Genomic DNA, 13430 nt, shown 5'->3' with positions numbered 1-13430 from the left:
TCTGTGCCGTACACTCTAATTATACCACGATTCCTACTGTCTATCGTGATAGTTTTCGTTTATCGTGATGCTGTCAAAGCATGATGTTTATTTTAAATCAATAATTAGCTTATTTCAATTGATTTACATGAATTTGCATTCATAAGGTCGTGCATCATAAACAAACTCTAAAAAAGATGGAGCTCTCATTTTAAGATTTTCTGACCACTCCATAAACTTTACTTTGCAAACAAGCACAGGCATGATCCATTGAACATTGTTTATTTTAGCACCGTAAAAATTATTTTTAACTTTTATATCTTTTGCTACCTCCATAAATGCTGTAAGCTCTTTCTGCGAAATGCCAGATTCTACATTTCCGATGTGTACAAGTTTGCCTTCTTCATTGTAAAGTCCCAGCACTAGTGCTGTTTTATCTGTCCTATAGCCTAATATTACAGCATTTAATACTATGTGATGTTTAAATTTTTGCCATAGTCTGCTTCTTTTTCCTAAATAATATTTTGAGTCTGCCTTTTTGGCCATTACACCTTCTAAATGATTTTTGCCGGTTTCTGCAAATAAAGTTTTTCCATGTTCAAATATATAATCTGATATTCTTAGTAGATTACTTTCAATGACAACTTTTCTTAAAATTTGTTTACGTTCAATCAGCGGATAGTTTAAAAGCTCTTTTCCATCAAAATATATTACATCCCAAGTTATAAACATTGCGGGATTAGATTTACTTAAAAGATCAATTTTTAGTTTATTTTGTTGATGTTTTCGCATCATTATGCTTCTATAATTTGGCTTATTGTCTTTTAAGACTATTAATTCTCCATCAAGTATTGCTTCATTAGCCTTGATAAATTTGTTAAGATTCATGAGATCCGGAAATTGATGACTTACATCCACAAGCCTTCTATCCTGCAGCCTAGTTGTTGATGAGAGGAATGCAAGAGTTCTAGAGCCATCCCATTTGATTTCATACAACCAATCTGGGTCATCAAAGACTTTACCTGATACTGCTAGCATAGGTGGGATTTTTTTATCTATCATTGACATCCTTTATGCACCTTTTTTCTTTTTAGTCTTTTTTGCTGTATTTTCGCTATTTACCGATTCTATGCTGGCTTTTAATGCGCTTACAAGATCTAGTACGTTTTCTTCTTTTGGTGATTCAGGTATTTCAATTTTTCTATCTTGTATTTTTGACTCAATTATATCAATTAAGGCCTTTCTATAGTTATCATCGTATTTTTCGGGCGAAAATTCAGATGTCAACGTATCTATAAGCTTAATCGCCATTTTTACTTCATTCTCATGTAGGTCTACATTGCGAATCGGTGGGAGCCCATTTGTATTTCTTATTTCGTCAGGGAAATGCATTGTTTCTAACACCATGTAGTCATCGTTGTAAACTCTGATGCAAGCTAAATCTTGTCTTGAACGTATAACAACTCTTGCAACTGCAACACGGTTTAATTTTTTCATAGAATCTCTTAAAAGCACGTATGGCTTTGCTCCGATTTCATCTGGTGCTATATAATATGTTTTATCGAAATAGATTGGATCGATTTTATTTAAATCTGTGAAGTCAAGAATATCTATCGTCTTAACTGTTGACTTCGGAATTCTTTCTAAATCTTCTTCATCGATAATGACAAATTTTCCTGGTTCATATTCATATCCTTTAACTATTTCATCTTCTGATACTTGTCTGTTGCAGACAGGGCAGAGTTTTTCGTATTTGATAGGTGATTTGCAGTCTTTATGAAGCTGTCTGAAATGAACTGAATTGTCCTCTGTTGCTGCATAGAGTTTTATAGGTATGCTGACTAAACCAAAGCTTATGGCACCTTTCCACATTGAACGCATGTTTTAACACCTCATTTTTAATAGTTCAATATTATTATGTGCACGTACAACTTTATATTACAGGTAAAATATGGTATCACATTGACTTCGATTGATTTTGCCTGTATAATATTAAGTAATTATTAAAAATATAAATTTTTTATTAAATTTATTAAAAAAATATGCCTAATCGAAAGAGCGGGGGATATCTTTGGGGTGAATCCGCGTATGCGGTAGGGTTACTCTTTACCGAACCCGTCAACTAACCTCGTAGGCATAAAGAGAGGATGAATGAATTGAATTACAAAAAAATAGTTGCAACAGCAGTAGTGTCAATAACACTTATGCAAGCACCAAGTGCGTTTGCAATGGAGCTTTTAAAATATGGTTCAAGAGGACAAGCAGTGGTTAGTTTGCAGCAAACGCTGAATCGACTTGGTTATAGCACAGGTGGTATTGACGGTATTTTCGGCAGCAAGACAAAAAGTGCTGTTATTGCATTGCAGAAGAGATTTGGTTTATCTCCTGATGGTATAGTGGGACCAGCGACAGAGGCTGTTTTAAATAGGACAACTGCAAGTGGAGTTTCATCCAGAGGTGCTTATGATCGCACATCAAACTTGAGCGTAGTTAGCATTGCGGAAAGGTATCTAGGGACACCGTATGTATACGGTGGTACGACACCTGCTGGCTTTGACTGTTCTGGCTTTGTCCAATACGTATATAAGCAGGCAGGAAAAAGCATCGGCAGGACTACATACGATCAGTATGCTGGTGGAAGGCCTGTAAGCTTATCAGATTTACAGCCTGGTGATATACTGTTTTTCTCTACGTCAGGTAAAGGGCCTACACATGAAGGAATATACATAGGTAATAATCGCTTGATACATATGAGCGATTCTTCAAAGAAGGCAGCATATGATAATTTTAGCGGGTGGTTTAGGACTTACTATATAGGTGCAAGGAGATATTATTAAGAAAGAGCGTATTGCTAAAGTGAAAGAACACGTATATGTTAATTAGCTGCAACATATACGTGTTCTTTTTTTAAAAGTTTTTAATTGTAGTAGACTTGCTAAGTCAGAGAAAAATTATTTATATCTTTAGTATCAATTTTGTAATTTTCACAATAAACTTTTGCAATTCCATATATAGACTTTTCAAAAATCAAAGTTAGAAAAACGTATGTTCGCATAATATAATTAAAGCACAGTGCAGCACTGAAAAGGACCGGTCCTCACTATTTAGTGAGGTGTAGATAATGATAAGCTATAATGAACTGTGCTTTAAAGCAAAAAATGGTGATGAAAATTCTACTGTGGAAATTTTAAACAAGTTTAATCCTCTTTTGATATCACTTGCTAAAAAATTTCCTTATGACGATTTTAATGACATGCTTCAAGATGGAAGAGAAATTCTGATTACAGCCATAAAGGAGTTTGATGAGAAGAAGGGGAGAGAATTTATAGCATATGCCAGCATGCAGCTTAAATTTCACTTTTTAGGAATGTATAGAAAGAGGAAGCCTAGCCTTTCTTTGAATGCAAAAGCTAATGATGATGACGATGAAATAATAGATTTGTTGGAAAGTGACGGCTTATCACCAGAAGAGGAGTTTTTTAAAGGTATTTCAATGAAAGATTTGAAAGATGCCTTAAATAGCCTGACGGAAAAGCAAAAAAATGTAATTTTATTATACTTCTTTTATAGAAAATCATTGGTGGAAATAGCAAAAGAGGTAGGTATAGGATATCAAAGTGCAGTAAAATTAAAAAACCGAGCTATAGAGAGATTAAGATTTACGATAAAAAATGATATAATTATGTAAAAAGACATGAAAGGATGGTAAAAGTTTGGAAGTAAGGAATAATGGCATAAACGAAGATCTATTCAAAGAAATAATTGAATCAAATAAGAATGCACAATATCATAATCTAATTGGAATGGATATAATTGAGCTAGATAGCGGTAAAGTTACAATGGAAATTATAATTTTAGAGAAACATTTAAATATTTTTGGGATTGCACATGGAGGAGTGGTGTTTTCACTTATGGATACGGCAATGGGAATTGCAGCAAAGACGATGGGAAGAAATATGGTTACTCTTGAAATGAATATAAACTATATAAAATCTGTTAAGGTCGGGGATAAAATTGATGCTTTTGCAAAGATAATTCACTTAGGAAAATCTACTGCTGTCGCTGTATGTGATGCTTACAACCAAGATGGTAAACTAGTAGCGTCAGCAAGGGAGACGTTTTATAGTCTAAATTAAAGGGGCTTTAAGGCTAAAGCCTCTTTTTTTGGTATATAATTTGATATAAAATTAATAATATATATTTAATTAAATGGAAGGAGGTTTCTTAAATGAATTTTGATAGTTTTTTGTACAATACAAGACCTTTTTTAAATTATTTGTTTGACTTTTATGGCAACTTGGATGATATGAAGCTTAGTACGGTTATAAATGATGCCGGAAATGCTGACAATGTATCATTGATTGTGGTAGACATGATAAATGGTTTTTGCAAAAGTGGTTTACTATCAAGTCCTAGAATTGGAGGCATAATAGAACCTATAAAGAATTTGATAAATGCGTCTTACAGAATGGGCATAAAAAATATACTGTTTATAAATGATGCCCATGCAATAGAAGCTACGGAATTTGCCGATTATCCGAAGCACTGCGTAAAAGGAACTGATGAAAGCTCTATCGTTGAAGAACTTTTAGAGATAATAAAGGAACAGCCACAGATATATGAGAAAAATTCACTAAATGTGTTTTTTGGTGGAGAATTTGACGATGGGAACTCGTTTTTAAAAAAGATAGTCAGCATGCTTAAAGAAGGAAAGTCTACTTTTATCATTGTTGGAAATTGCACCGATTTATGTGTATATCAGACAGCAATTTCTATAAAGATGATTGCAAATGCCAACAATTTAAGAATTAATGTCATTGTGCCAGAAAATTGTGTTGAGACTTATGATATAAGTGTGAAAACTGCTGAAAGGCTTAAAATTATTCCACACGATGGTGATTTGACACATGTGATGTTTCTATATCATATGAAGCTCAATGGTATAAACATTGTTAAAGAGTTGCTGGAAGAATAATATAAATCAATATAGTAATGTTATGTTAAGAGCTCTTTTAAACGTATAAAGAGCTCTTTTTATTAATAAATATTTATGAGATATTTATATTTTATTTATATGTTGTAATATTTTTGTAATATTGATAATATATAATGGATTAAAGAAAAAAGGTTGTTTATGAGATATATTGAAGAATTTTGTAATATTTTGTATTTTATTCAAAAATATAACATTAGATATACATATTATTTATGCGAAGATAAGGGAATCAGACTTTAGGAGGGGATCTCGATGCCAAAGCCTTTAAACAGTAATGTGAGATATATGGCAGGACTTGATGGCCTTCGTGCAATAGCTGTGCTTGCTGTCATAGGATATCATCTCAATTTAAACTTCATGCAGGGTGGATTTTTGGGTGTCAGCATATTTTTTGTTTTGTCTGGATATTTGATAACAAATATAATTTCTGCTGAATGGGAAAGAAGCGGCAAAGTAGATTTAAAAAATTTTTGGATACGAAGAATGCGCCGATTATTTCCTGCACTTTTTATAATGGTAGTTTTGGTGGTTTGCTATGTTACATTATTTGATCCTGGAAGGCTAGCATCTATAAAAGGTGATGCAATAACAAGTATATTGTACATTAATAACTGGTGGCTAATTTTTCACAAAGTTTCCTATTTTGCAAAATTTGGTCCTCCGTCCACATTTGGGAATTTATGGTCATTAGCTGTGGAAGGTCAGTTTTATCTTATATGGCCTCTTGTTTTGATTATTTTATTTAAATATTTGAAGAAAAAAAGATATATTGTGTTTTTGACTTTACTGCTTTCTATAGCATCTGCTTTGGCCATGGGAATGCTGTATGAGCCAGGTATGGATCCCAGCCGTGTTTATTATGGGACTGACACACGTGCTTTTGGGCTGCTTTTAGGATCGGCTTTAGCATTAGTTTTGCCAAGTAATAAGCTTTCAAACAATATTTCAAGAAATAAAAGGTTGATTTTGGACGTAATTGGATTTTTGTCAATTTTAGCCATTTTCTTGATGTTTGTCTATATTAATCAATATGATACTTTTGTATACAGAGGTGGAATGTTTTTATTATCTATAGTAGCTGCGGTTACAATAGCGGTATCAGCACATCAAGATAGCTTATTAGGTAAGGCATTGGGATGTTTTCCCTTAAGATGGCTTGGTGCAAGGTCTTATGGTGTATATCTTTGGTATTTTCCTGTACTCATTTTGACTAGTCCAGCAGTTGATACAGAAGGTATAAATCCAATACGGGCAGTACTTCAGATATTTTTGATTATACTTATATCTGCCTTGTCATGGAGATATATAGAAGATCCTATTAGGCATGGTGCACTTAAAAGAATGATTCAGGATATAAAATCTTTAAGGCTTAGAAAAGGAAAAATATTGCTTCAATTGAAAGCATCCGTGTTAGTTATAGTGTCTACAGTTTTAATGTGCATATTTATAGCAGGAATGAGCGGGATAATGCCTGCTAATGCGTCAGTATCTTTAAACTCCAATGGTGGTGGAAATGGCACAAATGTTTCACCATCTTATGTAGAAAATAGGGATGTTACAAGTGATGGTATTGTACAAGAAGACAGTTCTAATGTACCAGATAATAGGAGGGATATAAAATATTATCCATATAAAGGTGGAAAGGCAGACTCAAGTGTAGAGTCAAATGATAGTGGGCAGACTGATGTTAAGATTCAGGACGGTAAAGGGATAACGATTATTGGTGATTCTATATTGATCGATACAAAGCCTTACTTGGAAGAAATGCTTCCCGGAATTACAATAGATGGTAAAGTGGGACGCCAGATGTATCAGGCGAAAGATGTCGTAAAATCTCTTAAGGCAAAGGGAAAAATTAGCGATACATTGATAGTCGAGTTAGGTACAAATGGACCTTTTACAGAAGATCAACTGCTGTCCCTTTTAAAAGCTGCAGAACCTGTAAAACATATAATATTAGTGAATGTGCGTGTTCCTCGGCCATGGGAAAGTGTGGTAAATAAAACATTAGATAAAGTATCTTCTGAATATCCGCATACAACATTGATTGATTGGTATAAAGCAAGTTATGGCCACGATTCATTCTTTTCACCAGATGCAGTACACCTGGAGCCTTCTGGAGCAAAATACTTTGCTTCGCTTATAGCAAAGACGATAAAAGACAACAATACAGATAGTAATTAGATAATGAATAAATAAAGGCTGCAAAAGTGCAGCCCTTTTAATTTTTTAAAACTTTTCTAACCTCATCCAATTTGATGGAATTTTTGTATTTCATGTATATATAAAATGGTATGCCACACATAAGCATTATGAATCCGTACATGACGGTTTCTGCTCCTGAACCGTATATTGTCCATATTGCGTAAGTAAACCCTAAAAGTGGAACAATAGAATTTTTGATAAAGCTTAACACATTGACCTTTTTATCTCTTTTTATAAGAAGCATGATTTCAGATGCTGCTGTAAAAGCGTATACAGGCAAGAAAGAAAGTGTAGCCAGCAATATTATGAATGTAAAGGCTGAAACTAAAGACTTTGTATAGTTCATCAACAACAGCAGATTAACCAGGATAGATCCTATAATCAATGATGTGTGAGGTGTTTTGTATTTTGGGTGCACTTTAGCAAAAATCTCAGGAAACAATCCATCTTTTCCTGCTGCATATGCCACGCGGGCTGTTGATAAAAGCCATCCAACAGTCGTGCCAAGAACGCTTATTACAGAGCCAACAATAATTACAGTTGCTATGCTTTTACCTAAAAACTGCTTAAGTATATCTGCTATTGGAGAAGCACTTTTTGCTAATTCGTTTTGAGGCATGGCACCCATTGCAGAAATATTTATTGCAAGGTACATCACTACAGCTATTAATATTCCGAATATTGTGCTTAACTTCACATTTCTTTCAGGATTTTTTATCTCTTCAGCAGTTATCGACGCAGTCTCAAGTCCTACAAATGCCCACAATGTGGAAGTGGCTGCTGCAGACAGTGTATTTATGCCCTTTCCTGATGGAAACAAAGGCATGATATTGCTGGTTTTGAAATGTATAGCTGAAACAGCTATAAAAAATAGGAATAAACAAATCTCAAAGACAGTTATGGCTGTCTGAGTCGAACCTGCCCTTTTCACACCAATTATATTGACGATTGTAAAAATCCACAAAATAGCGCTTGTGTATAAAAAAGCGGCTAAATGATTTTGCGATAAAATCGGGAATAAAGCGCTTGAGTAACTGGCAACTGCTATGACAACGGCAGCATTTCCGATCCATGAACCATTCCAGTAAAGCCATGCATTTATAAAACCTATAAAGTCGCCAAAAGCTAATTTTGAGTACTCATACGGACCACCAGCCTTTGGAATCTTTGAGCCTAGGTTTGCAAATGATAATGCTAAGAAGATTGACCCTATGCCTGTAATAAGCCATGCAAGTATTGTTGCGCCGGGACCGGACTTTGATGCTAATGTAGCTGGAAGCATAAATATGCCGGAACCCATCATGTTACCTGTCACAAGTGCTGTGGCGATAAATAGGCCAATGTCTTTTTTGAGCTTTTGTGTTTTGTTCATATATATGATTCCTTTCTATAAATTTTTAAAATAGCATAATTAAATTAGCACAGAGCAGTAAAAAAGTCAATGAATAATTTTGCAGGATATATATAAAAATATGCAGGAATAGAAGATTATCGACATCTCTATTCCTGCACAAATATATTGTCTATTCAATGGTGTTTATGTCATATGGCGTTTTTTGATATACGTAGTAATTTAACCAGTTTGAAAAGAGCAGGTTTGCATGGCTTCTCCATTTTACAATTGGTTCATTGTTGGGGTCATCTCCCGGGAAATAATGTTTCGGTATTTTTATCGGTATGCCTTTTTTTAGATCCCTTTCGTATTCAGATTTTAGAGTCAATGGATCGTATTCAGAGTGGCCTGTGACAAATATTTGTCTGCCATTTTTTGCGCTTATTATATATAGCCCTGCTTCATCTGATTCAGCTAGTATTTCGAGTTCATCAACTAATTGGATATCTTCTTTTCTTACTTCTGTGTATCTGGAATGGGGAGCATAAAATTCGTCGTCAAAACCCCGCAGTAAATCGACATTTTTTTTGGATACTTTATGCAGAAATACACCAAACATTTTCTCTTTTAAAGGGTATTTAGGAATGCCGTAATGGTAATAAAGACCAGCTTGAGCACCCCAGCAAATATGAAATGTAGAGTACACATTGTGTTTACTCCATTCCATTATCTCTTTAAGCTCATGCCAGTAATCAACATCCGAGAAGTCCAAAGTTTCTACCGGTGCTCCTGTTATAATAAGACCATCGAATTTTTCGTATTTTATATCATCAAATGTTTTGTAAAAAGTTTCTAAATACTCTGGTGCAGTGTTTTTAGGTTTATGAGAGACGGTATATAGAAATGTTAAATCTATCTGCAAGGGATTATTGCTAAGAAGTCTTAATAGCTGTGTTTCTGTGACGCTTTTTGTAGGCATTAAGTTTAAGATTGCGATTTTTAGTGGCCGTATGTCTTGATGAATCGCTCTTTCTTCAGCCATTACGAATATATTTTCTTTAGCTAAAATATCAATTGCAGGTAGTCCGTCAGGTATTTTTATTGGCATTTTTGTACCTCCTTAAGCGTAAAATAAAAACGCCTCCTGAGAAGAGGCGTAAATACTCACATCTTCTCATCTCCCAAAGCTAAACGCTTTGCAGGAATTAGCACCATTTTCATAAAAATATGACGGTTGCCGGGTTTCACAGGGCCAGTCCCTCCACCACTCTTGATGAGTTTTGATTTATAATATTAAATTGTTAAATTAATTATATATTCGTTAATTATCAATGTCAATAACAAGTTAACTTGCTCTTTATTTTTCCTTCATTTATTCATTTATCTGTGCGGTTATGTATATTTCTATTGTCGTACTTACTACAATGTGTTTTACTTTTAAAGATACTTTTTTATTCTCAATAGATAGAATTCGACCATCGAATATGTTAAAAATTAAATCTGGATTAATTTTTTCAACTTGCTTTCCATAAATATCTTTCAACTTTTCATTAACATATTTTTCAACTTCTATTCTGATTTTACTGTCACTATTAGATACATAAGGTTTTATATCAGTTACTACTCTATACGATTGATTCTTTAATGATTCATTCAATTTTTCTATTTTTTCATTTAGTGCTGCATTGTTTAATTTATATGCATCTCTCTCAAATGATATTTTTTCGATCACAATGCCATTTACCACATTTACAATTGCTCCCCCTATAATTACACCTATTAAAAAGACACTTACGAATGATGTGATTTTATTCATTTGAATTCACCTATTATGCAGGTAATCAATTTAAATCCGGAATAAGAACCTAGAAAAGCACCAGAAAGAATTAATCCTTGTTTTGCTAGCTGTGTAAATTCACCGCTAAAACCAATTTCAAGACCTCTTATTGTAGTAAAAGATCCTCCAAGCCCCACCAGTATAGCCCAAAGTCTTATATCTTTCAGTATGGAATTAATTATTTTTATGGGAGACTCAAATATGAAAAGGGATGAAAGAGAACCTAAAATAGTACCACCAACGACTACACCAAGGGATGTAAAATATGGTATGAAAAAAATTCTGAATATTTTTATTAACATAAAACCACCTCATATATTTATATGCTTATCAAATTTAAAATATCTGATGTGCAACTTTTATTTGTTAAGCATTGCAATTATAATTGAATTTAGAGGTGAAAGAAATGTATGATGTAATTATTGTTGGTGGAGGACCTGCAGGATCTACATTAGGAAGAAAGCTGTCTAAAGAAGGATATAAGGTATTGTTGATAGAAAAGCATGTTTTTCCGAGGTACAAAGCCTGCGGTGGCGGAATAACTAAAAGGTGTTACAAATTATTAGATATTGATATAAGCCAATACGTAGAAGATATTACCAATGAAATTATCTTTAAATTTCCTAACGGCAAACAGACTGTTTTGCAGACTGGTGAGCCTATAATATATCAGGTAGATAGGACTAAATTTGACAAATATTTAATAGATAAAGCAGCTTATTATGGGTGTGAAATACATGATGGTGAATTATTTTATGACTTTTATCAGCATGATAAGGGACTTGTCGTTGTGACAGACAGGGGTGAATATGAGACAAAGGTTTTAGTAGGTGCAGATGGAATAAACAGCAATGTGGCACATAAAGCAAACTTAATAAATGGCAAAAAAGGCATAGCACTTGAAGGTGAAGTATACGTCGATAATAGCTTAATCGATGGATTAAAAGGAAAAGTTGTAGTGGATTTCAACGCAATAAGATATGGGTATGGATGGGTATTCCCTAAAGGTGATAGATTGTCCATTGGTGTCGGAACTTTTTTAAACAAAGTTTCAGACATAAAAGAAATGTTATCTAAAATGATAGAGGAAAATGTGGACAGAAATATAAAAGACTGCAAAATTTATGGTCATCAGTTGTCGTTTCCTGATGGGAGCGATGGTGTATTTAATAACGATAGAATAATACTGGTTGGAGATGCTACAAGGCTTGCTGATCCATTTACAGGCGAAGGAATATACAATGCTTTGCTTACTGCAGACATATCATTTGATGTTCTAAAAAAGCATTTCAGTGGAAAATGTGGATTGGATGAATACACTCTTAGACTCAATAGAGAAGTTGTGCCAGATGTTGGTTGGGCATACAGATTAGCGCAATTTACGTACAATAACATGGATTTCATAGAAAAATCAGTAAGATATTTTCCTAATGTGCTATCATACTTTGTAGATATAATGATGGGTGATAATACATATATGAATTTTAAATTAAAAGTTCCAATGTATGCACTGCGGGTAATGAGCTCTAAGACGAAAATGAAAGTAGAAAGAGATGTGAACATAAAATAGTTGACATCAAGATGCAGTTAAATTAAACTATTTATAGGTAATACCCCTTATGAGTATATGAAAGGAGAGATTAAATATGGGTTTGTTTGGTTCAAAAGGTGAAACTGTCACGATTGATGTCAGAGGCATGTCATGCAACCATTGCAAAATGACTGTAGAGAAAGCATTAAATGCACTTGATGGAGTGTCAAAAGCGACAGTAGACTTGGGTAAGGCCAATGTCACTGTAACATACGATCCTAAAAAAGTTACTATAGATGACATGAAAAAAGCGATTATTGACGCAGGATATGAAGCTTAATATTTTCATGTATGTTTAACCGCTAATGCGGTTATTTTTTTATATTTGCTGTATAATAAAGTTAAAAAAATGTTATTTACAAAAAGCTTTTTTTGCTATATAATAATTACATAAAATCAAATCGGAATAGTATAATTTAAAGGAGAGGATATAATGTCAAAGATTGCAAAAAGCCTTACGGATTTAATAGGCAATACGCCGCTATTGGAATTATCAAACTACAATAAAGAAAATAATCTTGAAGCAAAGCTTATAGCAAAATTAGAGTATTTTAATCCATTAAGCAGCGTAAAGGACAGAATCGGATATGCTATGATCAAAGATGCAGAAGAAAAGGGGCTTATAAACAAAGACACTGTTATTATTGAGCCAACCAGTGGCAATACAGGAATAGCGCTGGCTTTTGTTGCAGCGGCTAAGAAATACAGATTAATATTGACTATGCCTGAGACTATGAGCATTGAAAGGAGAAATTTGCTTAAAGCGCTTGGCGCTGAAATAGTATTGACACCTGGCCCAGAAGGCATGTCTGGAGCTGTAAAAAAGGCTGAGGAGCTGGCAAAACAGTACGGAAATGCATTTATACCGCAACAATTCAAAAACCCTGTCAATCCAGAAATACACAGAAAGACGACAGCAGAAGAAATATGGAGAGACACTGATGGCAATGTAGATATATTTGTTGCAGGCATTGGCACAGGTGGGACAATTACAGGTGTTGGTGAGGTTTTGAAATCAAGGAAACCTGATGTAAAGATTGTAGCAGTTGAGCCTGCTGATTCTCCAGTTCTATCTGGTGGAAGACCTGGTCCACATAAGATACAAGGTATAGGTGCAGGATTTGTACCTGATGTTTTGAATAGAGAAATCATTGATGAAATATACCAAGTTAAAAACAATGAAGCATTTGAGACATCAAGAGCATTGGCAAAATCTGAAGGATTATTAGTTGGAATATCATCAGGTGCAGCCGCATTCGCAGCGACTCAGATTGCAAAGAGATCAGAAAACAAAGGCAAGACGATAGTCGTATTGCTGCCTGATACAGGAGAAAGATATCTCTCGACGACATTGTATCAAGATTAAAAAGATACTTTAACATAGAAAGATAAAATGATATAATATATTTGACAACAAAAAAGAGGATGAAGCTCCCTCGTTTAAATTGCTGAAAAGCTGATGGCTTCTACTGATAATGTAGATGGCTGT

The 13430-nt window shown here is 34.1% G+C and carries 14 protein-coding genes and 3 riboswitches; of the genes, 8 read left to right on the top strand and 6 right to left on the bottom strand.

The window, feature by feature from the left end; genetic code table 11:
* Positions 1-123 precede the first annotated feature (123 nt).
* Entirely contained in the window at positions 124-1047 is a 924-nt protein-coding gene (locus tag J2Z80_RS13200) for an ATP-dependent DNA ligase (protein WP_209454802.1), read from the bottom strand.
* A gap of 3 nt (positions 1048-1050) precedes the next feature.
* Complete coding sequence (ku, locus tag J2Z80_RS13195) at positions 1051-1860, bottom strand: non-homologous end joining protein Ku (RefSeq protein WP_209454801.1); 810 nt, start codon at positions 1858-1860, stop codon at positions 1051-1053.
* A gap of 152 nt (positions 1861-2012) precedes the next feature.
* A riboswitch (cyclic di-AMP (ydaO/yuaA leader) is annotated at positions 2013-2130 on the top strand.
* Positions 2131-2135: 5 nt separating this feature from the next.
* Here ku and J2Z80_RS13190 point away from each other — a divergent pair.
* The 5 genes from J2Z80_RS13190 to J2Z80_RS13170 all read left to right on the top strand — a co-directional run bounded on the left by J2Z80_RS13190 (position 2136) and on the right by J2Z80_RS13170 (position 7159).
* Complete coding sequence (locus J2Z80_RS13190) at positions 2136-2816, top strand: C40 family peptidase (RefSeq protein WP_209454800.1); 681 nt, start codon at positions 2136-2138, stop codon at positions 2814-2816.
* 284 nt (positions 2817-3100) lie between these two features.
* Entirely contained in the window at positions 3101-3667 is a 567-nt protein-coding gene (locus tag J2Z80_RS13185) for a sigma-70 family RNA polymerase sigma factor (RefSeq protein WP_209454799.1), read from the top strand.
* Between the two features lie 25 nt (positions 3668-3692).
* On the top strand, positions 3693-4115 hold the full coding sequence (locus J2Z80_RS13180; RefSeq protein ID WP_209454798.1) for a PaaI family thioesterase: 423 nt from the start codon (positions 3693-3695) through the stop codon (positions 4113-4115).
* A 92-nt stretch (positions 4116-4207) separates the two neighbouring features.
* On the top strand, positions 4208-4954 hold the full coding sequence (locus tag J2Z80_RS13175) for a cysteine hydrolase family protein (RefSeq protein ID WP_209454797.1): 747 nt from the start codon (positions 4208-4210) through the stop codon (positions 4952-4954).
* Positions 4955-5227: 273 nt separating this feature from the next.
* Positions 5228-7159, top strand: a complete 1932-nt coding sequence (locus J2Z80_RS13170) for an acyltransferase family protein (protein ID WP_209454796.1) — start codon at positions 5228-5230, stop codon at positions 7157-7159.
* Positions 7160-7196: 37 nt separating this feature from the next.
* Here the strand turns inward: J2Z80_RS13170 and J2Z80_RS13165 are convergent, their stop codons facing one another.
* The 4 genes from J2Z80_RS13165 to J2Z80_RS13150 all read right to left on the bottom strand — a co-directional run bounded on the left by J2Z80_RS13165 (position 7197) and on the right by J2Z80_RS13150 (position 10652).
* Complete coding sequence (locus J2Z80_RS13165) at positions 7197-8552, bottom strand: APC family permease (RefSeq protein ID WP_209454795.1); 1356 nt, start codon at positions 8550-8552, stop codon at positions 7197-7199.
* Between the two features lie 151 nt (positions 8553-8703).
* The gene (gene metA, locus J2Z80_RS13160; RefSeq protein ID WP_209454794.1) at positions 8704-9621 is read right to left on the bottom strand and encodes a homoserine O-acetyltransferase MetA; all 918 of its coding nucleotides are present in this window, start codon (positions 9619-9621) and stop codon (positions 8704-8706) included.
* Positions 9622-9684: 63 nt separating this feature from the next.
* A riboswitch (SAM riboswitch) is annotated at positions 9685-9793 on the bottom strand.
* Between the two features lie 92 nt (positions 9794-9885).
* Positions 9886-10329, bottom strand: a complete 444-nt coding sequence (locus J2Z80_RS13155) for a sporulation membrane protein YtrI (protein ID WP_209454793.1) — start codon at positions 10327-10329, stop codon at positions 9886-9888.
* Positions 10326-10652, bottom strand: a complete 327-nt coding sequence (locus J2Z80_RS13150; RefSeq protein ID WP_209454792.1) for a YtrH family sporulation protein — start codon at positions 10650-10652, stop codon at positions 10326-10328. The genes J2Z80_RS13155 and J2Z80_RS13150 overlap by 4 nt, the downstream gene beginning before the upstream one ends.
* A gap of 104 nt (positions 10653-10756) precedes the next feature.
* Here J2Z80_RS13150 and J2Z80_RS13145 point away from each other — a divergent pair, with 104 nt between their 5' ends.
* The 3 genes from J2Z80_RS13145 (at position 10757) to cysK (ending at position 13307) form a co-directional block, all read left to right on the top strand.
* Positions 10757-11920, top strand: coding sequence for a geranylgeranyl reductase family protein (locus J2Z80_RS13145; RefSeq protein ID WP_209454791.1), 1164 nt, complete (start codon positions 10757-10759; stop codon positions 11918-11920).
* Positions 11921-11996: 76 nt separating this feature from the next.
* On the top strand, positions 11997-12221 hold the full coding sequence (gene copZ / locus J2Z80_RS13140; protein WP_209454790.1) for a copper chaperone CopZ: 225 nt from the start codon (positions 11997-11999) through the stop codon (positions 12219-12221).
* A gap of 153 nt (positions 12222-12374) precedes the next feature.
* Positions 12375-13307 carry a cysteine synthase A gene (gene cysK / locus J2Z80_RS13135; RefSeq protein ID WP_209454789.1) on the top strand — a complete coding sequence of 311 codons (933 nt, stop codon included), beginning with the start codon at positions 12375-12377 and terminating at the stop codon, positions 13305-13307.
* A gap of 46 nt (positions 13308-13353) precedes the next feature.
* Positions 13354-13417: riboswitch (Fluoride riboswitch) on the top strand.
* The last annotated feature ends 13 nt before the right edge of the window (positions 13418-13430 follow it).

It is taken from the genome of Thermoanaerobacterium butyriciformans (genome assembly GCF_017874545.1).
Taxonomy (GTDB): Bacteria; Bacillota; Thermoanaerobacteria; order Thermoanaerobacterales; family Thermoanaerobacteraceae; genus Thermoanaerobacterium; species Thermoanaerobacterium butyriciformans.
Note: the sequence above shows the minus strand (reverse complement) of the source record. Positions and strands in the feature narration are given on the sequence as shown.